The sequence below is a fragment of the Caballeronia sp. 11_S32 genome (assembly GCF_056930355.1).
Window position 1 is genome coordinate 1,152,754 of the sequence record NZ_JBXOWH010000001.1, and the last position, 26,314, is coordinate 1,179,067.

19 protein-coding genes are annotated in these 26,314 nt (G+C 60.6%); 8 read left to right on the forward strand and 11 right to left on the reverse strand.

Annotated features, from left to right (window positions below; genetic code table 11):
• Positions 1–37 precede the first annotated feature (37 nt).
• The 5 genes from AC1Z32_RS05300 to AC1Z32_RS05320 all read right to left on the reverse strand — a co-directional run bounded on the left by AC1Z32_RS05300 (position 38) and on the right by AC1Z32_RS05320 (position 8,631).
• Positions 38–4,489: a helicase-related protein gene (locus AC1Z32_RS05300; RefSeq protein ID WP_483477642.1), complete on the reverse strand. Its 4,452-nt coding sequence runs from the start codon at positions 4,487–4,489 to the stop codon at positions 38–40.
• Positions 4,482–6,515, reverse strand: coding sequence for a phospholipase D-like domain-containing protein (locus AC1Z32_RS05305; protein ID WP_483477643.1), 2,034 nt, complete (start codon positions 6,513–6,515; stop codon positions 4,482–4,484). Before AC1Z32_RS05305 ends, AC1Z32_RS05300 begins: the two co-directional genes overlap by 8 nt.
• The gene (locus AC1Z32_RS05310; protein ID WP_483477644.1) at positions 6,512–7,792 is read right to left on the reverse strand and encodes a hypothetical protein; all 1,281 of its coding nucleotides are present in this window, start codon (positions 7,790–7,792) and stop codon (positions 6,512–6,514) included. Before AC1Z32_RS05310 ends, AC1Z32_RS05305 begins: the two co-directional genes overlap by 4 nt.
• 47 nt (positions 7,793–7,839) lie before the next feature.
• Complete coding sequence (locus AC1Z32_RS05315) at positions 7,840–8,064, reverse strand: hypothetical protein (RefSeq protein ID WP_483477645.1); 225 nt, start codon at positions 8,062–8,064, stop codon at positions 7,840–7,842.
• 234 nt (positions 8,065–8,298) lie between these two features.
• A complete protein-coding gene (locus tag AC1Z32_RS05320) occupies positions 8,299–8,631 on the reverse strand; it encodes a hypothetical protein (RefSeq protein ID WP_483477646.1) in 333 nt (110 codons plus the stop codon).
• Positions 8,632–9,848: 1,217 nt separating this feature from the next.
• Between AC1Z32_RS05320 and AC1Z32_RS05325 the strand changes: the two genes are divergently transcribed.
• Complete coding sequence (locus tag AC1Z32_RS05325; protein ID WP_483477647.1) at positions 9,849–10,751, forward strand: LysR family transcriptional regulator; 903 nt, start codon at positions 9,849–9,851, stop codon at positions 10,749–10,751.
• A gap of 17 nt (positions 10,752–10,768) precedes the next feature.
• On the opposite strand, the gene AC1Z32_RS05330 is transcribed toward AC1Z32_RS05325, so the two are convergent.
• Positions 10,769–11,287 carry a winged helix-turn-helix transcriptional regulator gene (locus AC1Z32_RS05330; protein ID WP_483478207.1) on the reverse strand — a complete coding sequence of 173 codons (519 nt, stop codon included), beginning with the start codon at positions 11,285–11,287 and terminating at the stop codon, positions 10,769–10,771.
• A gap of 153 nt (positions 11,288–11,440) precedes the next feature.
• Between AC1Z32_RS05330 and AC1Z32_RS05335 the strand changes: the two genes are divergently transcribed.
• From AC1Z32_RS05335 to AC1Z32_RS05345, 3 genes are all read left to right on the forward strand, one after another.
• Entirely contained in the window at positions 11,441–12,613 is a 1,173-nt protein-coding gene (locus tag AC1Z32_RS05335) for an MFS transporter (RefSeq protein ID WP_483477648.1), read from the forward strand.
• Between the two features lie 54 nt (positions 12,614–12,667).
• A complete protein-coding gene (locus tag AC1Z32_RS05340; RefSeq protein ID WP_483477649.1) occupies positions 12,668–13,465 on the forward strand; it encodes an isocitrate lyase/PEP mutase family protein in 798 nt (265 codons plus the stop codon).
• 116 nt (positions 13,466–13,581) lie between these two features.
• Positions 13,582–14,322, forward strand: coding sequence for an SDR family oxidoreductase (locus tag AC1Z32_RS05345; protein ID WP_483478208.1), 741 nt, complete (start codon positions 13,582–13,584; stop codon positions 14,320–14,322).
• A 235-nt stretch (positions 14,323–14,557) separates the two neighbouring features.
• Here AC1Z32_RS05345 and AC1Z32_RS05350 read toward each other — a convergent pair whose 3' ends face one another.
• A complete protein-coding gene (locus AC1Z32_RS05350; RefSeq protein ID WP_483477650.1) occupies positions 14,558–15,679 on the reverse strand; it encodes a branched-chain amino acid ABC transporter substrate-binding protein in 1,122 nt (373 codons plus the stop codon).
• 408 nt (positions 15,680–16,087) lie between these two features.
• Entirely contained in the window at positions 16,088–17,491 is a 1,404-nt protein-coding gene (locus AC1Z32_RS05355; protein WP_483477651.1) for an aminotransferase-like domain-containing protein, read from the reverse strand.
• Between the two features lie 176 nt (positions 17,492–17,667).
• Between AC1Z32_RS05355 and AC1Z32_RS05360 the strand changes: the two genes are divergently transcribed.
• From AC1Z32_RS05360 to AC1Z32_RS05375, 4 genes are all read left to right on the forward strand, one after another.
• Positions 17,668–19,077 (forward strand): glycerate kinase type-2 family protein, encoded by a 1,410-nt coding sequence (locus tag AC1Z32_RS05360; protein ID WP_483477652.1) that lies wholly within the window; start codon positions 17,668–17,670, stop codon positions 19,075–19,077.
• On the forward strand, positions 19,078–20,352 hold the full coding sequence (gene eno / locus AC1Z32_RS05365; RefSeq protein WP_483477653.1) for a phosphopyruvate hydratase: 1,275 nt from the start codon (positions 19,078–19,080) through the stop codon (positions 20,350–20,352). It begins immediately after the preceding gene.
• A gap of 45 nt (positions 20,353–20,397) precedes the next feature.
• Positions 20,398–21,519: a tyramine oxidase subunit B gene (locus tag AC1Z32_RS05370; protein ID WP_483477654.1), complete on the forward strand. Its 1,122-nt coding sequence runs from the start codon at positions 20,398–20,400 to the stop codon at positions 21,517–21,519.
• 155 nt (positions 21,520–21,674) lie between these two features.
• Entirely contained in the window at positions 21,675–22,691 is a 1,017-nt protein-coding gene (locus AC1Z32_RS05375; RefSeq protein ID WP_483477655.1) for a 4-hydroxyproline epimerase, read from the forward strand.
• 97 nt (positions 22,692–22,788) lie between these two features.
• Here the strand turns inward: AC1Z32_RS05375 and AC1Z32_RS05380 are convergent, their stop codons facing one another.
• The 3 genes from AC1Z32_RS05380 to AC1Z32_RS05390 all read right to left on the reverse strand — a co-directional run bounded on the left by AC1Z32_RS05380 (position 22,789) and on the right by AC1Z32_RS05390 (position 26,237).
• Positions 22,789–24,153 (reverse strand): MFS transporter, encoded by a 1,365-nt coding sequence (locus tag AC1Z32_RS05380; RefSeq protein WP_483477656.1) that lies wholly within the window; start codon positions 24,151–24,153, stop codon positions 22,789–22,791.
• Between the two features lie 86 nt (positions 24,154–24,239).
• A complete protein-coding gene (locus AC1Z32_RS05385; protein ID WP_483477657.1) occupies positions 24,240–25,118 on the reverse strand; it encodes a shikimate dehydrogenase family protein in 879 nt (292 codons plus the stop codon).
• A gap of 87 nt (positions 25,119–25,205) precedes the next feature.
• Positions 25,206–26,237, reverse strand: a complete 1,032-nt coding sequence (locus tag AC1Z32_RS05390; RefSeq protein ID WP_483477658.1) for a proline racemase family protein — start codon at positions 26,235–26,237, stop codon at positions 25,206–25,208.
• Between the last annotated feature and the right edge of the window lie 77 nt (positions 26,238–26,314).

Genomic DNA, 26,314 nt, shown 5'->3' on the forward strand with positions numbered 1-26,314 from the left:
CTAAGGCACGTCGCTCATGCGCGTAAAGCTTCGCAACTCACTCGCTCGTCGCGTCAACCAGGCCGATGGCTTCGACGAAAGCATCGCGACAGCCCTTCCTCTGAAAGTTGGAAAGCGCCTGCATCTTGTCGAGAACGCACCGCCAGGCGTCCAGCAATGCGCCGCGCGACCTGTCCCACGCTTCGGGCTTGTGATACACCGCTACAAAGCGATATCTGTTCTGCCATGTAAAAACACTGCACTCGTCCGTAAAACTGCCTTCCCAGGCGTCACAGCTATGCGGAAACTGATTGAGTGCGGACATCGGCAGGCTGGGTTTTTGTCCCTTCGAATTAGGGCTCGCGGCCAACTCCCAGAGTATCTTCGATCCGCCGGGCAGCCCGTTGCCTGTCATCGCTCCATTCAGATCGAGAAAGGCCTGCAGGCTGAAATGTTCCTGGCCCGAGGTGCTTAGGCACAGCACGCCTCCGTCCAGAAATTCCAGCGGATTGCGTACCAGCCGTCGATCCGACATATCATCCTCGCGCTGGTAGAGCGCGTCGAGCACCGCATCGAACGCCTCGGTGAACCAGTCAATCACTCCGGTGAGCACTTGTCCGCACACGATCAGATCTTCGGTCTTCATGGTCGTAATATTGATTTTGTTTGCCGCTTGCGGGATGAACGCGTCACGATCGGCGCGATGATGCGCACTCAACGACTCCAGCGCGGGAAATGCGCTCGGTGACCGGTAGCTCATGCCGTTCCACGCCGATGCGTTCGCAACGAGACTGCGGTAATACAACGCGAGGCGCGCCACATCGCGGGATAGCCTGGTGAGCAGGCGCCATTCAGCGCCGTTGGCCTTGCGCACCATCACCGCGAACCAGATAACGCGATGATCTTCCAGCATATAGCCCCAGCGCCGCTTTCGGTTGTGTCCCGAGAGCCATCGCGGCAAGTCCCGGCCATCGGGTTGAGCAAGTATCGCTTCCTTCGCGCACACCGCCGACCGCAACAACCAGAACTCGTCTCCGATCGACTCGAGCATGACCTTACCGTCCGCGCCCGACGCCGCCGTGAGCGCATACGACACATCGACCTCGCAAACGAGCGTGTTCAGGGACGCATCGAAGACGAAGCCCGGATCGCGCACGCCAGGTACGGCAGACGGTGGCGCATCGGCGAGCAGCGCAGCGGGCGAACCGTCCACATCGCCCGGCATCGGCGCCAGAAACTCTTCCGTGAGCCGCACCTGAGCCGCTTGCGCCGCTTGCACCGATGCTGTGTCATAGCGCAGAAGATTCGGCCCGCCGTGGATTACGCGGCGTGCGCGCACGCAGTCGAGTGCAGGCAGCGGGACGACGGCGTCCCCATCCACACTTAGCGTGGATGCGTCCGGCTGATTCGGCCGCTTATGTGGGATTTCGATCCGCACACACGACGAAGCCGCCTCCGTAATCCGGACAAACCTTGCGCTTTCGGGAAAGAACACTGCATCGCCCTGGGTTCGCGTGGCCTGCGTCGACGCGGCGATGAGCACGGAGTCGTCCACACCCAGCTTGCCCACATCAAGTTCACCGATCTCTTCCTTGCGCTTGCCAAGGTCCATTCGCAAGTCGCTGGCAATCTTGTCCCTGATGACCCGCTCGACCTGATACCGGTCGAGCGTACCCTCCAGATACGGAAACGATACGTTCAGGCGAGGAACGTCTTCCGCCGTCCCTTGTCCTCTTGCGTATCGGGCTATGCGCCTTCCAATCAGGCTGCCGAGACGGTCGATACGCCCGGTGCGCTGTTCGAGATCGCCCGACGTCCAGGCGACGCCGTAATGCATCACCTTGTCGCAGAAGAGATGCAGGTTGACGCCTTCCTTGAGCACGTCGGTACAGATGAGGACGTTCGGATGAACCGGCAGGTTGAATTGCGCCACTGCATTGGCATGCTTCAGCCGGCCCGAGCGGCCGACAACCGGCGACATGAACCTGAACACGGCATGTACACGTTCGCGGCAAATGGCTTTCCAGTCGGACGCCGCGCCCGCGCGAATCGCTTTATCCACGATCAGGTCGAAGTGCTCGATCCAGCGGCGAAACTTCTCTTTCCAGTTGCCGATGTAAGCCGCCAGTCCGCGCACGAGCGGGTCATCGCCATGCTCGAGCAGCCATATCAGCTTGTCGGCAAGTTCGGTCTCGCCGTCGCCGGTCCTTAGAACATGTGTATGGAGGATGTACAGATCGACGATGAAATCGGTCTGACGCATGGATTGAAGCAGACACAGCTGCAGCGCGGCGAGCTTCCACGCATCGGCGCACGACTCTTTCGTATCGGCGAAGAGCCATGCGTGCGCAGGGCTTACGAGCAATTCATTCACGCGCGCCTCGCCGAGCACCGCAACGAGAAATCGATTCCAGCGCTGAGCGTTGTCGGTCCAGTATCTTGAAGTGGCGACGCGCGCGCCGTCGTCGAGGTCATCAGGACGCTTGAGCAGAAAGGCCCGCAGCGGATTCTGCGACGGATCTTTCGCGCTCAGCAAGCGCGACCAGAACGACACGAGCTTGCCATGCCCCTCGTCGGCCCCCGATGCGCGTTTCAGCGCTTCGAAGTAAGGCAGATTCGGCGTTTCATGCAACGCACTCGTGTCCGGCTGGCTCTGCTCGTCGCCCTCGTCTTCGTCATCCGGCATCGCAACCGGGAGGTCGTCTTCGCCGGTCTCGACCGGGCTCGTGTGGTCGTCGCCGCGGCTGCGCCAGAATGAGTCGGCGTCCCATAACTTACCGCGAAGCGGCATGTGTCCATTGTCGAGCAGCGTCCGCCATTCGCCGATACGCCGATCGACGGCATCCTGAAACCGCGCGTGCATCAGATCGCGCAGTTCCTCCACCGAGTCGATACGGCGTACGAAGACGAGCGTCTTGTCGTTGCTGGCGTCCACGAGGCTGCGGTCAAAGAGCGCCTCGGCCGCGCGGTTGAGTTTCGCATGCGGCAACGTCACGCCCTGGCGGGAGCCTCCCGCTTTGCCGGAACCGGTCATCGCACTCGCAAAACTGGCGGCCAGCTTGTCGATTTCCGTGCGATCCGGCGCGGCATTCGCTTCGTCCCCGGGACCGGCGTTCCTTACCTTCGGCGCGTCCTTCATGGGCTCGAATTCGGGTTCCGGCGCGGCGCCCTCCTTCTTCGGTTTCCTCTTCGCGGTGAGGCGCCGCACGGACGCCGACAGCGACTCGAACGACGCGCACTCGCCCTGCCGAAACCTGTTGTTCCTGCCCGCCAGCACGCCGGCGAGCCGCTTCTGGACAAGCGCCATCGTCATCGAAAGGAACGGGTCATCATTGCCGGAATAGGCAATCCGCTCGTACTTGCGATACTGAACCTTGCCGTGGTGATGACCCGACAGGTCCGCATAAGTGCGCGTCCGGCGAATCATGATCTTGCCGAGCAGATCCACCACCTCGAGCGGCGTGCCGCTCTTCGGGTCGAGTTGCACCGTCGCGCGGCTGCATCCATGCTGGTCGCACGTACGGCAATCCACGGGGATCTTTATCGGCCGCTTGCTGCCATCGGCTTCGAGAACCGTCGTCCTGCGGCAAAGATACGTGTCGAGACTCTTGATGTCGCCGGGCCGGGAATGCAGTGGCGTGGCGCTCATGAACAGCCAGCGGTTCGCGTTGTGCCTGAAGATTGCGGCGATATGCGTGTTCTGCTGATTGTCAATGTGACGCAGATACTGCGATTCGTCGAAGATGACGAGATCGACCGGCCGGTTCGGCGTTGGCTCGAGCGTTTCGCGGATGGCCTCGCCCTCCGTTAGCAGCCTTCCGATACGAAGACTGTATGCATGAGCGAGCCTGTGCGTCGCCTTCTGTTTCCAGTCCTTGATCTCGTCGCGCGAGGCATTCGGTTTCGACGGAAAATCCCGCCCGATGTCGAGCTCCGCATCGTTCAGCGCCTCGGGACTCCTTCCGCCGATCAGTTCGGCATATTCATCGAGAAGCGACTGCGGGTTGGCGCCGTGCAGCGTGAGCGGCCTGCTGAACGACGAATAGCGCAGGAGATGGATTCGTGCATCGCCGACCCGCAACGCGCCGACGAAATCGCGCAAATTGTCGTGCGCATGCAGTCTTTCGATTTGCCGTGCACCGGCGTCGATCAGCCGGTCGTCGAGAAGGCGGTAACAGGTACGCAGGAACTCGGACCACTCGCTCTCCCACTGCCGTTGCATGGTCGCGCTCGAGCAGACGATGACGATGCGCGAATCCGGCCGCGCAAGAAATTGCGTTGCGATGACGCCCATCGCCTGACGCGTCTTTCCCATGCCGACCTCATCGCCCAGATAAGCGAAGCCCGTCGTCACGAGCAGATGCCAGAGACCGGCCACGCCTTCGCTCTGGATTCTCGCTTGCGGGCTGACGACGCCCGGCTGCGTCATGTCGTGGCCGTCGAAATCGATGTACGAGCGAACGATGTCCGCGGTCAACTGCTTCGGGACGCGATTCCGGTCATTACTCATGCGTGGCACCTTTCGCATGTTCCGCCTTGTTTCTCAACTCATCATGGAACCACTCGAGGAACGCCTGGCTGCGCTCGGGTGTGACCTCGCCGAACATCGACCTGAAGGAAGACGAATTTCCAAGCAACTCGGTCATGCCGACTGTCAGAGTGTCGATTTCAGTGTTGAGACCACGGCGCGAATCGTCATCCAGCCTGTGCCGGCCGCTCGCTTCCAGTCGCTCCACCACGTCGCGCAGTTCCGCGAGTTGAATGTAACGGCCAATTTTTTCTTCGGGCGTCTCCGCCGCCTGCAGCGTGATCGCGCGATAAAGCGTTGTTGCTCCGTAGGGCGCGAGCGAGTCGAACGGATTGCGCCAGTTTCCCGCGCTGTCGGGTGTGCCGTAGTACTCGAGCATCTTCCATGTCCCCTGAAACAGGCCGAAGAAATCGAAGGTAGGTTCCGCCGATTCTTCTTCGCCGTCGCCGCCCTCCGTGCCGAGCGCGGCGCGCTCGCGCATCCTGCTCTCCGGCAGAGCGGGATTCAGCTTGCGCAGCAGTTCCAGCACCTTCTTCAGACGCGGACGCGCCTGATAACCCAGTTCGTCGTCGAATGCGCGCAGTTGCGTAACGAGCCCGCGAAACGTGGCATCGACCTCATTCGCATGGGCATAGGACACATGGAACGAACGCACGGGATGGACTCCGGAAAACGGACCGAGCGACGCCACCTGCGTCTGCCCGCGCGTCGCCGTGGCGAACAGGTGCGTGAAGCCATCCACGCGAAGCACGATGTCGCGGACTGTCTCGTCGCTCGTCACCGTCAGTTGGGCGTGGAACCGCTTTGTCCTCCAGTCGCATGTCACGATGGCCTCGAACGGCGGAAGCGGCGGCGCGCTGTCTTCTTCGTCCCGTTCGCCGGACGATGTGAGTTCGGTTTCGCCGAGGTTTTCGAAGGCGCCGTGCCAGGGATCCGCGTGGGGCGCCAGCGAATAGCGAAGCATCGCTTCGACGTTGAACAATGTCTGGTCGCGATCCGCGAGCATGGCGGCCCGCGTGAAGTTGGCCGATCCGATGCACAGCACGCGCGCGTCGTCGTCCTCGAGCATCAGCGCCTTGGCGTGCGTATAGCGTTCGCGCTCCGTCGCGAAGCGCTCGAACGACCGCGCGTAGCTCCGCGGAGGTGCGAGCGTTTCAATGGGAAAGCGGTATTTCCCTTCGGCATCGACGGAAGGCGTAAAGACACACTGCTCCACGCCGAGTCTTGCGACGATACGATCCACGCCGCTCCAATACGGCGATACGACTCTCGCCTTGCGCCATCGGCGAGCGCCTTTCAGATCGTCGATCATCGCGCGTGACGCACGTCCTTCGAATGGCAAGGACAGATGCAGAGCGGGCATGTCCGGCGTGTCGGACGCGAGCTGACCGGGTTCGCCCAGCGCGTAATGCAAGTGGTCGAGGATCTCGCGGATCTCGCCTTCCTCCTTCCCTTTCTCTGCATCGGGTCCCGACACGGCAACCTGCCTTTGCGCCTGCACGGCGAGCCACGCGATGAGTGGGCGCAACGCCGACGCATGCTGTTGCGCGACCATGGTCCGGCCGATCACCTCGCGATTGATTGCCCAGCCCGAGAGCGTGAGGTTGCCACTGCCTACCGAGAGCCACATGCCTCGCTGGCCTGTGTCTTTCAGCGTGCCGGCCATCAGCATGAGCTTGGGATGGAAGCGGCCCTCGGGCAAACCAACCGGCAACAGTCCATAACGAAGGTCGCCTTTGGGCTCGGGACCCGTCGAGCGATCGCAAACCACGAGGCAGCGAAGCTGTTTCAGATCCTCGTTGATCGCGTAGCGCGTCTCGGATGCGCCCTTGAGTTCATCGACGCTATCGCCGAGAAGCAGCGGCAATACATTGGCTTCGAAGAACTGCGACGCGAAGTTGAACGTCGTGAACAACACGTAGCGCGTCTGATCAGTGTCGAAGCGATCGCGGATGTTCTCCAGCGTGGCGCGCATCACGCGGTCGATGCGGACGGAACCGTGACTCATGCGGCTGCTCCGAAGGCCTGGCCGTACAAACTCGACGCCGCGTTGAGATAGTAGTCGTTCATCCAGGGCGTCCCTGCCGACAAGCGCTTTTTTGCGCTCCTCGGGTCGCGATCGCCAGCCACGGGCAATACGATCACATCGCCTTCAATTAGCACGAGCGGCTCGCGTGCGCGCTCGGTCATGCAGCGCTTGTGATAGTCCACCAGCTCCCGCACGAATGCGATCAAGGAGGCACCTCGTCCGGCGCCTTCATCGGACGCGAGAAGAGCGGCGAGCGTCTGCATCTGTTTCATGCGTGGCGTCAGCAGCACGGCGCCGAGCGGCAGAAAAGCAGTCGCGCGCTCGCGCATGGCATCGAAGTCGCCGCCCAGATCTTGCGCAATCGCTCCGACCTTCTTGCCCGGCGATCCGCGCAACACGTCGAACACATCCTGCATCACCAGAATGAACGGCTCGCAGCGGCGCACATAGTCGAGGTCCTGATCGAGTTCGTCGGAACCAAGTGCGCTGAACAGCGCATGGAAGTCCGAAGCGTTCTCTGCAACCGCATTCCTGATCGTGCGGAAATCGTCGAGCAGCTTGAGCTGGCTGGTCTTGCCGAACAGGCTCCTCTGCAACAGCGTGCGCAGCGTGTTGCCAGCGAAAAGCTTCTCCAGTGCCTTCGACACGTGCGTTCCCTTCAGATGCGCTTCAGGCACGAGCGGAACACTCGCTGAGGCGAGCGGCCCGGTCAGAATTCTGATCAGCTCGTCGCTCGCCTTCGCCGTCCAGCAGCATTTCAGCTCCGCGACGAGCTCGGGTACGACCTTCCAGTCGTCATCCACGAGGCCAGCCCGACGGCACGTGCCACGATAGTACTGGTAGAGGCCGTTGGCCACCGTCTTGCCCGTCTTGATCGTCACGCGAAAATCGTGTTTGTTGGTGCTGAGTGCGTTACGGCCGAAGCAGAAACGCAGCTCGTTGCTATACAGCCAGTATTCGATCAGCCCTTCCATCAGCCGGAAGAAATTGCGCGGCGCATCCCGGCCTGAGAGCAAAGGCTGGAGTGTTTCCTCGTTCGCGAGCCATTGGATGAGCACGACGGCCTTGATGCCATTGATCTGCCAGACTGGCGATGCGATATGCGGCACCAGCCGTCTGCCGAACGCGCTCCACACCGGCAGCAGTCCGAGCGGATCGCGTCCTCCGGATGATCGGCTCAGCGCGGGATCGGGGTCCGTGAAATAGGGCAAGTCAGCGTTGCTGGCCAAGGCGCCGCCGCGATCGACTTCGGTCATGCTGGATCTCGTTTGCAAGTATTGATTGGTGATGTCGCGACTCGCACTCAGTGCGGCCAGCTACGTAACACGTCAGCGACCAGCACGATGACGGCGATCGTCGATATTCCCAGCGCGGCGAAGGCGAGCTTCGTAAGCTTTTTCTGGCCCTGCCCAATGACGGAGATCGCGGTCGTGTCGCGGTCGGATGCGATCGTTCTAGTCTGATACGTCGGGGACGAATGCACATTCGGACTCGATGCGCGGAATATGCCGCGCCTGACTGCGCTCATGCGCTGCGTGCCCCATCGGCGAGCCGTGTAGCCGTGCCGCCGGTTTGTCGAAGGCGAGAATGAGCGCCTCGAAACATATGCCCATATAGCGTCGTGGAATTTTCTTATTGATCAAGTGCACGGTCCAGGGCATGACCGATGTGTCCGGCCAGCATTCGTTCATTGCCGATAAACTTGTTTTCTCTCTTTATCGGCAGAGAACCTAATTTCTTTTGTGCTTGGTACGGCCGGGCTTCAGGGCCGATGCGGAAAAAGCAAACGGTCGCCGGACATCGTCACGTGCCCTTCCTCGACGAGAATGGCGGCCAGATACGACGCGACCTGTCGTCGACGACCGCGATTTTCGATCAGCCATGCGCCGAGCGAACCTGCCGCCGGCTTGTCGCGCGAGGCCCCGACGAGGACCGGCTCCTGATTGCGGCCGAAGTGCTCCATCATGTGCTTCAGCGTTTCCGGTTTCACCGTATCCGGCGTCAGGCTCTCGCCCATGACAATCCGATAGCCCGTCGCCAGCGTGCCCTCGTATCTGAAACGCGCTTCTTTTACAAGCGTGCAAAGTTCTTTCATACGTTCTCCCTGTGCTTTCTATCTTTCGAATGTGGTAGCTGGCAGCGCATCGCAAAGGCAGTTCATCCGCGTTACCCCGGACATCTCATGTCCGGATGCGTTGAAGCCTTCGATGTGTCTCCCGGCTTCACGATGCGGTCCGTATCGATGCGTTCGCCGGCGCCCTTCAGAACTGTCAGCGCGCGTGCGGCACGGCCGAATTCGCGCCGCGCACGAAGGAAAGGGAGGATGAATTGCCCGATGAAGCACGCAAGCGCGAGGCCAAGCGTCGACAAGACGAGCACATGAAGTACGAAGGATGACGAAACAGAAGCGATGCTCATGAGCACATGAATCTGAAAATGGCCAAGTCAAAGCGAATCTGGACGCGCGAACGTTCGGATGTGATGACAGCGTCGTGATTGGCGCAACAGTCGACCGATGAGTAACCGGCGCGCGCGACGGCAAGAGAACGAGCGGACCGGCGTCAGCCAGACGAAGACTAACTGGACTGATTCACGCTTTATATCTCTCAGTGTTTTTTTCTATCTTGTGCGCTCGACAGAAATCGAAAAGCAAAGTCTCGAGCAGGTTTGTTTGGCTCCGGTTTTCATGTTTAGCGGCAGCCTCGAGCAATTCCTTGAAGCGTGCCGATACACGATAGCTAACCGATATTCTTTTTGTGAGCATATAGGTCTCCAAACGCAACGCTACGTACTATACATGAGATGTTTCAAAGTGTAACGTGATGTAAGGAAGCTGACGTTCAACTCGACGTGGCCATGTATGCGAAGGGATCAGCAGCGAAGCGGATCGGCAATGGGCGATCGAACGTATCGATACGACTCGAGCGGTCGAGTCGACAACTGGGTAAGCGTGTTTTCAAGGACTGTCGACGCTGCTGCTAGATAAGCAACGGAACACTGTCGCGCGCAGAATCAAATATCGACGCTACTCACGCGCTCGTCCTGGCCACAATAAAACGGATGCGCCTGATACCTGGCGAGGCCGCTCAAATGGCCGGCGGTTTGTCGAGATTCGTCTCCATCGTTCTGACTGCTTCCACGCATTGCGCGAAAGCCTGCGCATACATTGCGGATCTCCAGAGACAGATGTTCTCGCGCAGTCACGCTGTCGCTTCACAGCGAGAAGGTTGAATTCGAGCCTTCGCAGGCCACTTCCCCTACAATACGGCGACTAATTCCACGTGAGCAAGCGCGGTGGACCGACTAGAAGCCATGGAAATGCTGGTGACCGCGGTGGACGGAGGCAGCCTGTCGGCGGCGGCTCGCGAACTGAAAATCCCTGTCAGCACGCTTACCCGCAGGGTCGCCGATCTTGAAGCGATGCTCGGAACCCGGCTGCTCATACGAACCACCCGCAAGCTCACGTTGACCGACGCGGGCATGTCCTACGTCGCGGCGGCGCGGCGCATCCTCGAACTCGTGCGTGAACAGGAGCACGAAGCCACCGGCGAATTTGCAACCGCACGAGGCGAACTGGTCGTCACCGCGCCCGTGCAACTTGGCCGTCTGCATGTGCTGCCGGTCATCAACCGGTTCCTCGCACAGTATCCGGACATTACGGTTCGGCTCCTTCTCTCCGACCGGAACATCGACCTCATCGACTCGCATGCCGATCTCGCCGTGCGCATCGGCGAGCTACCGGACAGCAATATGATCGCCACGCGCATCGGCTCACTGCGGCCGATCGTGTGCGCAAGTCCGGCCTTCCTCGCCAGGAACACGCCGCCGCGCGAACCCGACGAACTCGTGAAGTATGCGTGCGTCGTCTTCAATAGCCCGTACTTGTCCCCTTGGCGGTTCCGGCTTCCGTCGACTCAAAAGGTCTACCTGCTGGAAGTGAAGCCACGGCTCGAAGTCACGTCACCCGACGCTGCAGTGAGTGCCGCAGCGGACGACGCGGGCATCACCTACGTGTTCGAGCACGACGCCGACGAGGCGCTTCGCAGCGGACAGCTCGAAATACTCCTGCCACAGTTCGAGATCGAGCCCGTGCCCGTGCATCTGGTTCATGTGTCCCGAAACCTGATGGCGATCAAGCTGCGGCATTTCATCGACTTCGCAGCGCCGAAACTCAGGGAATCCTTGTCCCGCTTCGGCAAGCAAAAGCGGCTCTGATCCTCAGTCGTAAAAGCTCACGACTCCTCGTTCGGGTCGCCGAGCACGCGATCATTGCGGTTTTGGATGACATGCCGCGTTTTCTTCGTTGCGCCGGGACCGGCAGCGAAGCGGACGTCCCGATAGCCCAGCGCACGCCCGCCCGCTCCGCGAACCTCCAACGTCTCGACGGGATCTCCGCTCGCATGCTCGACCAGTTCGATAGGCGGCTTGCCGTTTGGCCTCAGCCATCTGTCGCCCCACTGCATGAGCGCGACCAGCACTGGATACAAGTCCGCCCCTTTCGAGGTTAACCGGTAACCGAACGTATTCGCGCGTTCCGCAATCGGGAAGCGTTCGAGAATGTCCAGCTCGATCAGCCGCTCGAGCCGTGCCGTCAGAACGTTTCGGGCGATACCAAGCCCGCTCTGGAATTCATCGAAGCGCCTGCTGCCCTGCGTGCACTCGCGCACGATCAGCAATGTCCACCACTCGCCCACTTCGTCAAGAGCGCGAGCGATCGAGCAATCCATTTCGTCGAAGCGTTTTCTGTACATGATGGGCACATCCTAACTCAAGTTTCATCACGCAACTTAACCATTTTTCGGGGAACAGCTTCCCACTTCCGGTCGGTAGTGCGATCCAGCTGGCTTCCCTATAGTTTCATCACGCAACGCAATTTGCAATCTCTATCTTTCGGGAAGTTGAAAATGGATCGACGCCTACTCACACTTGCACTCGGTATGTTCGCGCTGGGTACCGATAGTTTCGTCTTCGCGGGCATCCTGCCCGAAATTGCCCATTCGTTCGGCGTGAGCATTGGCGCAGCGGGTCAGTTGATCAGCGTCTATGCACTGAGCTATGCGCTGCTGGGTCCGACCATCGCCGCGCTTGCTGCAAACGTAGGACGTAAGCGGTTGCTTCTGAGCGGTATCGGCCTCTTTGTTATTGCCAACCTCGGCACCATCGTGGCGCCGAACCTTGGCATTGCATTAGCTACGCGTGCATTAGCCGGCCTCGGCGCGGCAATGTTCTCGCCGACAGCCAGCGGCACCGGCGCGGCACTGGTGCCGCCGGAGCGACGCGGATACGCGTTGTCCATCATCGTGGCAGGCCTGACCACCGCTACCGCGCTCGGCTCGCCCATCGGCGCGGTCATCGGCGGCCTCGCCGGCTGGCACTGGACGCTGGTTCTCGTCGCCGCGCTCGGAGCTGCGGCGTTCTTCGGCATCCTCGCGTTCATGCCCGACGTGCCGCTGCCGCCGGCCATCTCGCTGCGCGCGCGTCTGTCGCCGCTGACCGATGCGCGGGTCGGACTGACGCTCGCGACGACGGTGCTGGCTCAGATCGGCACCTTCATCATCTTCAGCTACTTCTCCGTGGTGTTCGACCGTGCAACCGGCCACAGCCCCGTGGTGCTGGGCGCGCTGCTGGTGCTGTGGGGCCTCGCGGGGACGTTCTCGAACCTGCTGACGGGACGCATTCTCGACCGGATCGGTTCGCACAGGGTCGTAATGATCAAGCTGGCCATCGTCGCGGTCGTCATCTTCACGATGCCTATCACCAGCGCACACCTTTGGAGTGCGGCTATCGCAGTGACCATCTGGGGCGCATGCGCGTGGGGCGTCCTGGTGCCGCAACAGTTCCGCCTCGCAAGCCTGAATCCGCCGATGACCGCGGTGCTGGTCGGCCTCAACACGTCAGCGACGTATGTGGGCGTATCCATCGCCGGCACGCTCGGCGCCGCAGCAATCCCGCTCACCGGCAGCCACAACCTGGGCTACCTCGCCGCCATTCCCGTCTTGATCGCGATCCTGGTTTCCGGGCTTGCGACGCGCCGCATCGCCTCGTTCGCAAGCTCAAAACGCGCGATGGCGGCCTGAGTCCGGTCATCGCACTGCGCAGCTCCCATTCATTCGAGATTCAAGGAAACAGTCATGTCCAAAGCAAGCACGTTCCGTCAGTTGCACGACCATTCGACACCGCTCCGTTTGCCGAATGCCTGGGACGCCGGTAGCGCGCGTCTCATCGAGGCGCAGGGCGCATCCGCGATCGCCACGACGAGCGCAGGCTTTGCGTGGGCGCTGGGTTATCCCGACGGGCGCATGCTTCCGTTCGATGAAGTCGTCGCCTCGGTTCGGCGTATCGTGCGCGTTCTTGAAGTGCCCTTGTCGGTCGACGTCGAAAACGGCTACACCGACGATCCCAAAACCGTCGCGGACCATGTTATGCAACTCATGGATCTGGGCATTGCCGGCATCAATATCGAAGACGGCCCCGACGCCGCGTCGCTGCTGGCCGCGAAGATCGAGGCGATCAAGAACGCCGTTGCCAAAGCCGGCCTGGACCTCTTCGTCAACGCGCGCAGTGACGTCTTCCTTGCCAACCTCGTCGAGCAAGCGAAGCAGCCGCAAGAGGCAATTGCTCGCGGGAATCTGTATGCATCGGCGGGCGCGGATGGTCTTTTCCTTCCAGCGCTCGTGCAGCCGTCCGACATCCAGACGATAGTCGGCGCAACCCGGCTGCCTCTGAATGTCATGGCGCTCCCAGGCCTGGCCGATGCCGCGACCCTCGGAAAACTCGGGGTGCGCCGGCTCAGTGCGGGCAGCGGCATCTCGCAGGTCGTGCTCGGCAAGGCGAAGGCAATGGCACAAGACTTTCTGGCGCATGGTCGTTCCGATGCACTCAATGACGGGCCGTTGCCGTACTCCGAAATTCAGCATCTTTTCGCCTGACTGGCCGCACTGCAAGCGGCAGGCGTGTTTTCGAAGCCCGATCTCTGCATCGATAGACCGACATGTACGGATACGAGTCGCTTCTATTTTGTATCGATCAACACACAATGGAGAGTATCATGATGCTTAGTGGAAAACGTGCTCTGGTCACCGGAGCAAGTCGCGGTATCGGGGCTTCGATCGCCAAGGCTTTGGCGGCTGCCGGCGCGGATGTAGCGATCACGTATGAAAAGTCGTCTGAACAGGCCGCGGGCGTTGTGAAGGCGATTGAGGCCGAGGGCCGCCGCAGCATCGCGATTCAGGCCGATAGCGCCGATGCATCGGCGGTTCATGCGTCCGTGCAAAAGACGGTCGAAGCGCTGGGCGGCCTCGATATTCTGGTCAACAACGCAGGCATTCTTCGGATGGGCACTGTGAAGGAAATTTCCATCGAAGACATCGACGCGACGCTCAACGTGAATGTGCGAGCGCCGATCCTCGCCGCAAAAGCGGCCATTCCTCATCTCAAAGCGAATGGGCGCATCATTTCCATCGGCAGTTATTTTGCCGACCGCGTCCCCGCGCCGATGCTCGGCGTCTACTCCGCTTCCAAGTCCGCGCTCGTTGCGCTTACCCAGGGCCTGGCGCGAGAACTCGGCCCGCACGGGATTACGGCGAACCTCGTGCAGCCCGGCTCCATCGATACGGACATGAACCCTGTCGAAGGCCCATTCGGGGCGACGTTGAAATCGCTGACGGCCACCGGTGATTACGGAAAAGGCGAGGACATCGCGCAAGCCGTGGTCTTCCTTGCGAGCGCCAATGCCAGCTATATCACCGGTGCGACGCTAACTGTCGATGGCGGTGCCAACGCCTGAGGGCGTGGACGGCACGCGTACGAGTTGTCGCTAATGTTCGACGGCACGTACCGCTGGTACGAGAGCTGGATGAGGCCGCTTTACTGCACGTTGCGCGGCCTCCTCACTCAGAAGGGCAGTTGACCTGCCGGCATACGTTCCTTAGATGATTTGCATCGCGCTTAGCGGCAATCAAGTCCGCTTGACGACCAGACGGCGCACGCAAGCGCGCGCCGTCTGTCTGCGCTATCGACGATTACTGAATCGGCGTCAGGTTATCACCCGACACTTTGTAGACCGTCACCGGCGCATCGATCCATTCGCCCGTCTTGTCGAAGCTGACGTTGCCGACGAGCGTCGAGAACTGCGTCTTCCTTAGCACTTCGACGAACTTCCTGGGATCGGTCGAGTTCGCCGACTTCATCGCCTGCGCGACTACCATCGTGGCCGAATAGAAGGCAGGCGAATAGACGTCGTTTTTTACGCCGAACGTCTTCTCGTATCGCGCGGCAAACTCTGGTCCTCCTTTGAGAGTGGCCAGCGGCGCGCCTCCTTCCGCACAGTAGCCCCGACCGTCGAGCGTACCTGCAGCAAGCTTCGGCATGTCGACCGAGCAGATCCCGTCGCCGCCGAGCACAGGCACGTCGAGTCCAAGCTGCCTGGATTGCCTTCCGATGGATGCGGCCTGCGAATAATAGCCCCCGTAGAAAATCGCATCCGGACGCGCCGCCTTAATATGCGTCAAGATGGCGTTGAAGTCGGTCGCTTTGTCGTTCGAGTACTCACGTGCCACGACATTCATGCCGTGCTTCTTGGCGGTGGCCACGAAGACGTCGGCTACACCCGATCCATAAGCGGTACGATCGTCGATTACCGCCACCTTCTTCGCGCGCAGAGTCGTCGCGGCGTAGTCCGCGATGCGTGCACCCATCACGTTGTCATTCGCCGCGAGGCGAAAAACATAGGGGAAGTTTTGCTGGGTGATGGCCGGGTTGGATGCCGCACCGGTTATCATTGGTATATTCGCGCCGTTGTATATGCGCGAAGCGGGGATCGTTACCCCGGAATTGTAGTGGCCGAGCACTGCCTTGACGCCGCTATCGACCAGCTTCTGCGCAACCGACACTCCGGTTTTCGGATCAGCCGCATCGTCTTCGGAGATGATCTCGAAGGTCACCGGCTGACCGTTCACTACGATTGGATTCTTGTTTAGTTCTTCGACCGCGAGGCGAACACCGCGCTCGTCGTCCTTGCCAAAGTTCGATTGGCCGCCTGTCAATGGGCCGGCAACTCCAAGCCTCACGACCTCCGCGCTGACCGTCGTACAGAACGTCGTTAAAGCCAAGGCAATCGCTGCGGTCAATTGAGTTCTTTTCATAAAACGCTCTCCAGTGAAGGGCCCTGCGTCTGATCGGAGCGTCATCGGTCGTCGCTATCGTTGGCCGCGGACCGTGCAACGCCGAACGAATTTTTCTCGTCCAATATTTGCGTCGACATCCACACTTGCTCAGGCAGCGCCTGTGCTGTATAGGTCCCGCCACCCATACACTATTCAAAGGTCCAGCCGCGAGAGAAGGCTTTTTTCCTACGACCGCAGCCGAAATGTGCGGTAAGGGCGAAGCCGAGCGGCCTCGCGGACATCACCGAGGTAAGCGGTCACGCCTCGCAAGGGCGTCCCGTCATCATGCCCACGCCAGACCGCGGTGCACGACAGCTACCCGCCACGATACCTGTACGGGCGCGCGTGAATGCACAGTCTCGAGTGGTGCGCTCAGCGAGAAGCGCTTCAACCGCCGAGGGAATCCGCAAGAAAATTGAACAGACGATCGAAGTTGCAATGGGCCACGTTGAACCGAAGCCAGCTCGTTTTGACGCGGCCCGCGAAGAAGAGGTGGCCGGGCGCGAGCAGTATCCGCTCCTTCAAGGCCGACTCCGCAAGTTGCGCGGAGTCGCGCTCGTCGCCGGTGGGTTTCGCCCACACGAACATGCCGGAGCGTGGTTCGCAAAAGACCTCGAAACCGGTTGCTTCGAGCCTGCGGCATGTTTTCTCCTGCGCGGCGGCGAGACGGTCCCGCAGTTGCTCGGTCTGCTTGCGGTAGTGCCCTTCGGACAGGATTGAACTGACGAGCCGCTCAGTGACGGTCGGTGTCGACATGCCCGACACCAGCTTCTGATAAAGCAGGCCTTCGAGAATGGCGTGATCAGCGACGACGAAGCCTACGCGTAATCCCGCTCCAATGGTCTTCGAAAAGCTTCCGACATAGATCACGTTCCTCAACTGATCCATTGACGCCAGCGTGAAGTGAGAGCCCTGCACGAGGTCGGCAGATACATCGTCTTCGACGATCAGGCAGTCGTGGCGCTCGGCCACTTTCAGCACCTTGTAGGCTGCGGCCGAACTATAGCTCGCGCCTGTCGGGTTATGCAGACGGCTGTTCGTGAAGTAGAGTTTCGGACCATGGGTGGCGAACGCCGCTTCCAGCGCGGCGATATCGGGTCCCACGGGCGTCATCGGAATGCCGATGGTTTCGACGTCGCGCATGCGCAACGCGACCAGAAGGTCGCTATAGCACGGTTCGTCCACCATCACGACATCGCCCGGTTGCGTGAACTGGCGGATGACCAGATCGAGTGCCTGATTCGCGCCCAGGGTCGTCATGACACCGGCGACATCGGTTTCGATTTCGTATTCCGCCAATTGCCGCACGATCTGCTCGCGCAAGCGATCGAAACCGCGCGCCTGACCATAGCCCAGCAGTTGTTCCGGGTGCAACGCAAGTTGCCTCAACGAACGCGCGATACCTTCGCCATCGAACCAGGTTTCGGGAAGCCAGCCGGCGCCAGCGTGGATCGCGCCCTCGTTCGCGCCGAGAAAATTGCGCACCAGCCAGCCGTTCGTCACTTTCTCGTCAAGCTTCTCCGCGGCCTTCTGCGGCGTGCCCGGACGCCTGTCCGACACGTAAAAGCCCGACCCGCGCCGCGCGACCAGCACACCTTGCGCGACCAGCCGGTCGTACGCCTCCACCACCGTGAAGGTCGACACGCCATGCGCGCCGGCGAATGCGCGAATGCTCGGCACGCGCGCACCGGGACGCCAGCGCTTCTCTTCGACTTCGTGAATGATGCCCGCCACGATTTGCATCGTGAGCGAGGTCTCCGAACTGGGATCCAAGGTCAGAACCGGCTTCATACGCGAACTCGAGAGCAGGAGGAAAACAGCGATGACGTGTGCAGGTCGCGACGCCTGTACAGCGATTCGGCGTCTCGATCAAGTGTACATGTATCTGTGCAGGGTGATTGCCTAAATTGCAGATCAGTTCGTCGCCTTCGCTGCTGGCGGCGTGGCAACCCTCACCGATCTCCCGTATGAACAAGATACGCAACTCCGAAGAGATTCTGTCGCACGGCGACGTGCGTTCCCGTCAGATCGTGCTCGACATCGCCGACCGCACGCTCAAGCGTCTGGACAGCTATCGACGCATTCAAAGCATCATGCGTCTCGATGGCGACACGTTGCACATCGGCACGCGTTCGTGGGATTTGTCGAAGAAGCGCAACGTGTATCTGATCGGCGCCGGCAAGGCTTGCAATCACATGGCGATGGCGGTCGATCACGTGCTCGGCGACCGGCTGACGTACGGCATCGCCATCGTCAAGATTCACGAGCAGTCCGACCGCTTCAACAAGACCGAGGTGTTCGTTGGTGGACACCCTTTGCCGAACGAGGAAGGCCATCGTGCGTCGAAGAAGATCATCGAGCTGGTGGACCAGGCCGGCCCGGACGATCTCTTCATCGCGGTGATCAGCGGCGGCAGTTCGGCGCTGATGTCCTGTCCGATCGAAGGCATCACGCTGCAGGATGAAATCGACACGACGGACGTGCTGCTCAAATCGGGCGCGGGCATCTACGAGATCAACGCGGTGCGCCGGCATATCTCGGCGCTCAACGGCGGCATGCTCGCCAAACGCATTCAGGTGGTCGGCGCGGAACTGATCGGCTTCGGCATCAGCGATGCGGTCGGCTCTCCCGCCACGGGCGATATCGCCGTGCCCTATGCCGCGTACAAGAGCACGCCGATTGGTCCCGACATGACGACGCTCGACGACGCGCGCGCGACGATCGTCAATCGCGACGTGGCGCATCGTTTGCCCAAGAGCGTCGTCGATTATCTGACGAACGCGGGCCCCGAAGGCGAAACGCCCAAGGCATTTCCCGACAACACTTATTTCCTGCTCAACACGCTGCCGGACTCCTGCATCTATGCCAAGGAAGTCTGCGAGGAAATGGGCATTCCGGCGATGATCGTGTCGTCGTTCCTCGAAGGCGAAAGCCGCGACGCCGGGACTTTCTTCGCCTCCATCGCGCGCGAAATCCAGACTTACGGCAATCCTGTCAAGCCGCCTTGCGTGCTGTTGAGCTCGGGCGAGGTGACGACGCATATCGGTGATAACAGCGTCATCAAGGGTCATGGCGGACCGGGCCAGGAAATGACCGTGGGCTTCGCCATTGCGGCTGAGAAAACGAAAGGCGCGTGCCTGCTGTCGATCGATAGCGAAGGCACGGACGGCACCGCACAGGTTGCGGGCGGTATCACGGATTCGACCAGCTTCAAGGCTGCTGCCGCCAAGGACATCAGTCTCTATCAGGCGTTGCGCGAACACAGTTGCTACGAAGCGCTCTCCTCCATCGGCTCCGCCGTTTTCACGGGCAACACGGGAACGAACCTGTGTGACCTGAACATTCTCTACGTTCCGGCATCGAAGGAGAGCGCGTAAATGGACAACAAGATCGTATCGATTCGCGCGCAACAGATCATCGATTGCAAATGCCGGCCCGCGGTTGAAGTCGAAATTCGCACCGGGAGCGGCGCGATGGGTCGTGGTGCGGCGCCTACCGGGACTTCGGTGGGCATGCATGAGTCATTCGTCCTGCGCGACGGCGATCCATCCACGTACAAAGGACTGAGCGTGCACAAGGCCGTCGATTACGCGGAGAACGTGATTGGCCCGGCGCTCATCGGCATGGACGTGTCGGATCAGCGCGCCATCGACGAGAAAATGATCGCGCTCGATGGCACGCCGGACAAACATCGTCTGGGCGGCAATACCATTTATTCGGTGTCTATCGCGGCGTTCCGCGCCGCCGCCGCTGCGCGCGCCATTCCGCTTTATGAGCATATTGCCGGCAGAGACATCAGGACGGTGCCGGTGCCCTGTTTCAATGTCGTCAATGGCGGGCGTTACGAAGGCTTCACGCAAGGGTTCAACGAGTTTCTGATCGTGCCCTACGGTACCGACAGCATCGACTTCTCGATCGAAATGGCGGTCACGGTGTTTCAGAAACTCGGCGAGGTGCTGACGTCGTATCTCGGACACAAGCCGCAGGTGGCCAGCTCGTATGGTTATGCCGCGCCATCGGAAGATCCGGAGATGATCCTCACGCTGATGCAGAAAGCCATCGACGAATGCGGTTATAGCGACCGCATCGCGTTCGCACTGGATTGCGCATCGAGCGAAACGTACGACAAGCCGACGGGGCGCTATCTGCTCAAGGGAGAGCGAGTGTCTTCCGACGAGCTGATTGCGTACGCAAAGTACCTGACCGAGCGGTTCAACCTGGTCTTCATCGAAGACTTGCTCGACGAGAATGACTGGGCGGGCTACAGCAAAGCCGTGCGTGAGCTCAAGCGGACGATCGTGCTTGGCGACGATCTCACCGTGACGAATCTCGAGCTGCTGCGTCGCGCGCATGACACGCACGCCGTGGATGGTTTCGTTCTCAAGCCGAATCAGGTGGGCACCATCACCGAAGCGATGGACGCGTATCGGTTCGCGCAAGAGCACGGAATGATCGCGGTGCCGTCGGGCCGTTCGGGTGGCGTCGTCGACGACGTGGTCATGGATTTCTCCGTCGGCCTGGAAGTCCCCTTTCAGAAAAACGGCGCACCGCGCTCAGGCGAACGCATCGAGAAGCTGAATTTCCTGATGCGCGCCAATGCACGAAGCTCCGCTTGCCGTCTTTACGACATCGCTCCGCTGCTGCGGTTCTGATGGACCTTTCACAACAGAATGCTTCCTGCCAACAAAGGTATTCCCATGTATCCGAAGATCGACTTTCTTTATCTTTCCGAGCCCGACATGGTCGCTGCGGGCGTTCTCGATGCCGCGCGTTGCGTGTCCGTTTGCGAAGAGACATTCAGCCTGCTCGGCAAGGGCGACTATTTGATGGGTGGCGCCAATCACAATAGCCACGGCATGAACATCGTTTTCCCGAAAGAGACCAAGTTCCCGAATATGCCTGTGGCGGGACCGGATCGCCGCTTCGCCGCCATGCCCGGCTATCTGGGTGGCCGCTTTGATGTGTGCGGCAACAAGTGGTACGGCTCCAATCACGCCAACGCGCAGAAAGGCCTGCCGCGTTCGATCCTCACGATGATGCTCAACGACAAGGACACGGGCGCGCCCCTGTCGCTCATGTCGGCCAACCTGTTGAGCGCCGCGCGCACGGGCGCCGTGCCGGGCGTGGCGGCGAAGTATCTCGTGAACAAGGATGCGAAGACCGCTTCGGTCATCGGCTGCGGGCCGATCAACAAGGCGTGTTTCGCCGCGATCATGACGCAGCTCGCTGGCATCGAAAAGGTCATCTGCTTCGACGTGTTTCTCGACAAGGCCAACGAGTTCGCACGCTGGGTCGAGGCGACTTATCACATCGCCGCCATCGGCGTGGATGAAGCCGAGAAAGGCTTCCGCGACGCCGACGTCATTACTGTCGCTGCCTCGCGCCTGAAGCCGCTGTACTTCAAGGACGAATGGATCAAGGAAGGCGCCGCGCTCCTCGTGTCCGGCCCGTTCAATACCGACGAATCGTTCCTCACGAACTGCAAGATCGTCTTCGATCACACGCCGCTCCAGGAAGCTTATGTCGAGGATGCGATCGCGTCGGGCAACAAGGAGGCGTATTACAGCGGCGTTATCGGCGGTCCCTTTTATCGCCTCATCGACGCCGGTAAGCTGCCGTCGCTCGCCGACTCGACCGGTCTCGGCGATGTTGTCAACGGTGTGAAGCCCGGCCGCGAAAGCGCGAAGGACAGAGTTATCTTCATCGCTTGCGGCATGGCTGTATTCGATATCAGCTGGGGCTTCGAACTGTACAAGAATGCGACCGACAAGGGAATTGGGCAGTCGCTCAACCTGTGGGAGAAGCCGAGTCAAGCTTGACGTATTCACCCAGAGGCCTCCGCGATAATCGGGGCTCTCGATATCGTTCATGACGCAGTATTCATCAGCAGCCCGGATTCGCACTCCGGGCTGCTTCCACATCAATGTAGCGTGCAACGCGAACGTCGCACGCTACGCACATGAAGAGAACTTGAATGACAAGATATCGCTTCGAATGCATTGAAGGTCACACAGAGGGAATGCCCGTGCGGATGGTGACGGGCGGCGCGCCGGCAGTGAAGCGCTCGTCGATGTATGAAGTCCGCGAAGCCTTCATCGCCGATTACGATTGGGTTCGTCGTGCCCTGATGATGGAACCGCGCGGGCATGCTCATATGTCCGGCACCATCCTGTATCCGCCGATGTCGCCCGATGCAGACATGAGCCTGCTCTTCATCGAAACATCGGGGTTTCTGCCGATGTGCGGACACGCGTCAATCGGTTCGATCTCGTTCGCGATCGAAGCGGGTCTGGTGCGGCCACGCGAGTCGGGCAAAATAGTCGTCGACGTACCCGCTGGCAAGCTGACGGCGAGCTATCGGATGGAGGGCGAGCGCGTCAAGACGGTGCGCTTTACGAACGTCCCCAGCTTCCTGCTTCACCGCGACGTGGAAGTGAATCACCCGGTACTGGGCAAGCTCGTTGTGGACATTGCCTACGGCGGAAACTTTTACCCTATCGTCGAAGTGCAGCCCAACTTCCCCGGTTGCGAGCACTTTTCGCCTGCAGAGCTGCTGGAATACGGGCGACAGATGCAGGACGTGGTCAATCGGACCATCGATGTCGTTCATCCGGACAAGCCCGCGATTCGCGGCGTGAAGCACTGCATGTGGACGGGCGCGCCGCAAGCGGACAACGCAGATGGTCGCGCGGTCGTCATTGCCGGGGCGACGCTCATCGATCGATCGCCGTGCGGAACCGGAACTTCTGCGCGTGTCGCCCAACGCTACGCCCGCGGACTGCTGCAAGAAGGACAGACGTTCACGCATCAGAGCCTGATCCTGAGCGCCTTCGTGGGCCGTGTCGAAGCGGTCACCACGCTGGAAAGCGGTCTCGACGCAGTGTTGCCGAGTGTTGAAGGACAGGCGTGGATTACCGGGCGCGGGGAACACTACGTGGATGAATCCCAGCCCTACGCTCACGGATTCACGCTCGAGGATTTCGCGCGCTAGAGACGTGTTCCCCTGGAAACGAAAACCGGGATGGGCGCTGCGGCGAGCAGCGCCCATCCCGGCATACGGCACCCATCGCGCCGGCTCATCGATCCGCTTAGACCGGCGCGCGTCCTGCAACTGCCTCGCCCTCATCCTCGATGTCGCTGAGGCTATCCAGGCGATTGATGTCGATGCCTGCCGTCTCCGGTCCGATAGCGATCATCGCCAGCGCAATGAGGTTCACCGTGCCGCACATCACCACCACGCCCCAGGGCGACCCGTGGCAGAGCTTCAACAGCCAGACCGCCAGCACCGGAACGGAGCCACCGGCCAGCAGACCAGCACCGGTCAGCGCGAGCGCGGACGCCGAGTAACGCACATTGGTCGGGAAGACTTCCACGAAGGTCGCAGCCTGAACGCCCGTCTGCGCCTGCGTGAAGCCCATGAACAGCCCCATGGCCAGCGCCATCACGACAAGATTCTTCGTTGCGAGCATGGGATAGAAACACAGGAGCAGGATGAAAGTGGCGCTCAGGGCGAACAGCAGGACCGGCTTTCGCCCGAATCGATCGCTGAGGCGGCCGCCGATGATCGAACCGGCCACCGCGCACACATTGCCGATCATCAGCAGCAGGAAACTCGTCTGCTTCGACACGCCGAGTGTGTTGTTCAGATAGCTGAGCGTGAAGACCACGGCAAGAAAGAAGAGCGCCGTCGGGCCGCAGAAGAACAGCATCATGCGCACGATGGTCTTGTAGTGCAGACGAACGGCGTCTTGCAAGGGCCGCCCGCGGCTGGCAATGCCCAAACGCTTCATCTCGATGAAGGCCGGCGTCTCGCTCACGCGCAGGCGGATGTAGATGCCCACCAGCACCAGGACCACGCTGGCGATGAACGGAATACGCCAGCCGTAACTTTCGAAGGCGGCAGGTTCCATCGTCGCGGACAGCGCCAGCAGCACCCCATTTGCGACGATCTGGCTGAGCGGCGCGCACATGCCGATCAAGCCCGAGTATCGGCCACGCCGGTCCGCTGGCGCGTGTTCGAGCGCCATCAACTGGCCGCCGCTGGTTTCACCGCCTAGGGCAAAGCCCTGGATCACGCGAAGCAGCACCAGCAGCAGCGGCGCGTAGATACCGATTTGTGCGTAGGTCGGCAACAGCCCCATCAAGACCGAAGTGATGCCCATTGCGGCGACGGTTCCCAGCATCAGGTTCCGGCGCCCGATCTTGTCCCCGAAGTGACCGCAAATCACGGCGCCCAGCGGACGCGCCGCCATGCCGACGCTAAAGGTCGCAAGCGACGCGAGAACCGCCACCGTCGAATCCAGCGCAGGAAAGAACAGGTTTGGAAGGACCGTGGCGGCAATCGCACCATAGAGCGTGAAATCAAACCATTCCAGTGCGCTACCCAGCGTGGCCGCCCTGACGGCCCGATTGGCCATGGCGAGCGTCGAGCGCTCGGACGTCTTGTCTTGCATGAGTGCTAGTCTCGTGGCTTGAATGGATGATGTCTTTGGCAAGCCCTCCGATGCATCGAGGGCTTGCATATATGAAGCGCCGACGCTCAGGCAGCGCGTTTGACGAGATCCCGAAGCTCTGCCGGGAACAACAAGTCACGCGCAACGGAATCGTCAGCGCGAAGCAATTCCGCCGCTTTGTGCGCGCCGAAGAAGTCCAGGAAGAGTGGCGTTTGCAGAATCAGCATGTCGAAGCCCGGAAGCACCGTCATTCCCTGATTCATCGCGGCTCTGAGCAATGGCGTCGGCTGGTTCTTCATCAGAATGTCGCAGACCTGGGTGCCCGGTTCGAGGCGATCAGTCGGAACAGGCAACGGATCGTTTGCCTTGAGACCAAGCGGCGACGCATTGATGACGACTTCAAAGCCAGCGGGGTCATTGCTGTCCTTGACCGACACTGGCACGCCATACTGTTTCTGGATGGACTGAGCCAGTTGGCGGGCTTTGGACGTTTCAGGATCGTAAAGGCCAATCTTCGACACAGCGCCTTCCGACAACGCGGCCGCAATCGCGCTTGCCGCGCCGCCTGCACCGACCAGGAACACTGATTTGCCGCGATAGTCCATTGCGTATCGCTCCATCGACTTGACGAAGCCCAGTCCGTCGAACAATTCTCCTTCGAGCTCGCCTGACTCATTACGTCGGATCGCATTGACTGCGTTTGCGACCTGCGCACCCTTCGAACAACGATCGACGATCGACGCGGCGGCCGTCTTGTGCGGAATCGACAAGACCATGCCGCGCGTATTCGCCGAACTAAACAGCGAACGGATCGTCGCCTCCAGGTTTTGTGGAGAGACCTGGAGCGGGACCATTACCGCGTCATCACCGGCGAGCGGCAGCACTTTGTTGAAAATCTCGGGCGTGCGCACCTGTTCGATCGGGTCCGCCACCATGAAGAAAACGCCAGTTTTTCCGGTGATCATGAACGTCCTTTTCTATTCTGTAATGCTAACCAACCTATCAGGAGATGCAGCAGGAAATGCGCCTCGCCATCGCGAGGCGTGAACGCACTACTTCTTCGGGAAGCCTTCGCCCCACGTGTCGCTGAGCATGAAGCCAGCAGCCAGCGGATCATCGGGATCCACGCCAATCTGCTCGATGCCATAGATCCATGCGCGTCCGCTGATCTTAGGAAGCACAGCGGGCCTGCCGCCGACTTCCGTTTTCCCCAGCAACTCGACTCCGAACTCGCTGCCGATCGTCGAACGAGACTTCAGCTTTCCACCCACATCCACCTTTCCGCGCGCGGCGAGCGTCGCAAGATTCGCCGAACTGCCCGTGCCGCACGGCGAACGGTCGATGCGCCCGGGCGGCAGCGTCGTGCAGGTCTGATACTCTGCATCGCTAACCCGGTTGCGGAACATCACGTAAGCGATCTGATTGATCTCCGGATAGAGCGGATGCTGGATGCTCACCTGTTCGTTGATGATGTTCCGCAACTTGACGCCAAAATCCGCCAGCTTGCGAGCGTTCTCCGGTGCAATCGTGAGGCCCACCTGTTCTACATCGACAAGTGCGTAGTACACGCCACCGAAAGCAACGTCGACCTTGATCCTGCCGAAATCGGCCGTCTCGACCGGCAGGTCCAGGTGCTCGACAAACGCCGGCACCATGTTCAGCGAGACGTCAACGCAGCGGCCATCGCGGCACGTCGCCCGCGCTGTGACGAGACCTGCGGGCGTGTCGAGCACGACGGTCGTTTCCGGCTCTTGCATGGGTACGATCCCCATCTCGAGCAATGTCGTCACCACGCAAATGGAGTTGCTGCCGGACATCGGGTGAGCCTTGTCGGACTGAAGCACGATGAATCCTGCATGCGCTTCGGGTCTCGTCGGCGGCAGCAGCAAATTGACCGACATCTGCAGGCAACCGCGTGGTTCGAGCACGACCAGTTTTCGAAGGCTGTCATCGACCTCATTGATGTAGTTCATCTTGTCGAGCATGGTCGCGCCCGGGATGTTCACGACGCCGCCCGTGATGACCTTTCCGATCTCGCCCTCGCAATGTACGCCGACGAGTTGCAGTGTCTTTTTCCAGCGCATGGTTCACACCTTCCTGAAATGTTCGGCCGTCTGGCCTTGCTCGTCAGCGTTCCGCTGACTCATGATTTGATCCGCTC

Bases quoted from the DNA above. Each gene is read 5' to 3' on its own strand.
- AC1Z32_RS05300 (WP_483477642.1), bottom strand. From the start codon at position 4,489: ATGAGTAATGACCGGAATCGCGTCCCGAAGCAGTTGACCGCGGACATC.
- AC1Z32_RS05305 (WP_483477643.1), bottom strand. From the start codon at position 6,515: ATGAGTCACGGTTCCGTCCGCATCGACCGCGTGATGCGCGCCACGCTG.
- AC1Z32_RS05310 (WP_483477644.1), bottom strand. From the start codon at position 7,792: ATGACCGAAGTCGATCGCGGCGGCGCCTTGGCCAGCAACGCTGACTTG.
- AC1Z32_RS05315 (WP_483477645.1), bottom strand. From the start codon at position 8,064: ATGAGCGCAGTCAGGCGCGGCATATTCCGCGCATCGAGTCCGAATGTG.
- AC1Z32_RS05320 (WP_483477646.1), bottom strand. From the start codon at position 8,631: ATGAAAGAACTTTGCACGCTTGTAAAAGAAGCGCGTTTCAGATACGAG.
- AC1Z32_RS05325 (WP_483477647.1), top strand. From the start codon at position 9,849: ATGGAAATGCTGGTGACCGCGGTGGACGGAGGCAGCCTGTCGGCGGCG.
- AC1Z32_RS05330 (WP_483478207.1), bottom strand. From the start codon at position 11,287: ATGTACAGAAAACGCTTCGACGAAATGGATTGCTCGATCGCTCGCGCT.
- AC1Z32_RS05335 (WP_483477648.1), top strand. From the start codon at position 11,441: ATGGATCGACGCCTACTCACACTTGCACTCGGTATGTTCGCGCTGGGT.
- AC1Z32_RS05340 (WP_483477649.1), top strand. From the start codon at position 12,668: ATGTCCAAAGCAAGCACGTTCCGTCAGTTGCACGACCATTCGACACCG.
- AC1Z32_RS05350 (WP_483477650.1), bottom strand. From the start codon at position 15,679: ATGAAAAGAACTCAATTGACCGCAGCGATTGCCTTGGCTTTAACGACG.
- AC1Z32_RS05355 (WP_483477651.1), bottom strand. From the start codon at position 17,491: ATGAAGCCGGTTCTGACCTTGGATCCCAGTTCGGAGACCTCGCTCACG.
- AC1Z32_RS05360 (WP_483477652.1), top strand. From the start codon at position 17,668: ATGAACAAGATACGCAACTCCGAAGAGATTCTGTCGCACGGCGACGTG.
- eno (WP_483477653.1), top strand. From the start codon at position 19,078: ATGGACAACAAGATCGTATCGATTCGCGCGCAACAGATCATCGATTGC.
- AC1Z32_RS05370 (WP_483477654.1), top strand. From the start codon at position 20,398: ATGTATCCGAAGATCGACTTTCTTTATCTTTCCGAGCCCGACATGGTC.
- AC1Z32_RS05375 (WP_483477655.1), top strand. From the start codon at position 21,675: ATGACAAGATATCGCTTCGAATGCATTGAAGGTCACACAGAGGGAATG.
- AC1Z32_RS05380 (WP_483477656.1), bottom strand. From the start codon at position 24,153: ATGCAAGACAAGACGTCCGAGCGCTCGACGCTCGCCATGGCCAATCGG.
- AC1Z32_RS05385 (WP_483477657.1), bottom strand. From the start codon at position 25,118: ATGATCACCGGAAAAACTGGCGTTTTCTTCATGGTGGCGGACCCGATC.
- AC1Z32_RS05390 (WP_483477658.1), bottom strand. From the start codon at position 26,237: ATGCGCTGGAAAAAGACACTGCAACTCGTCGGCGTACATTGCGAGGGC.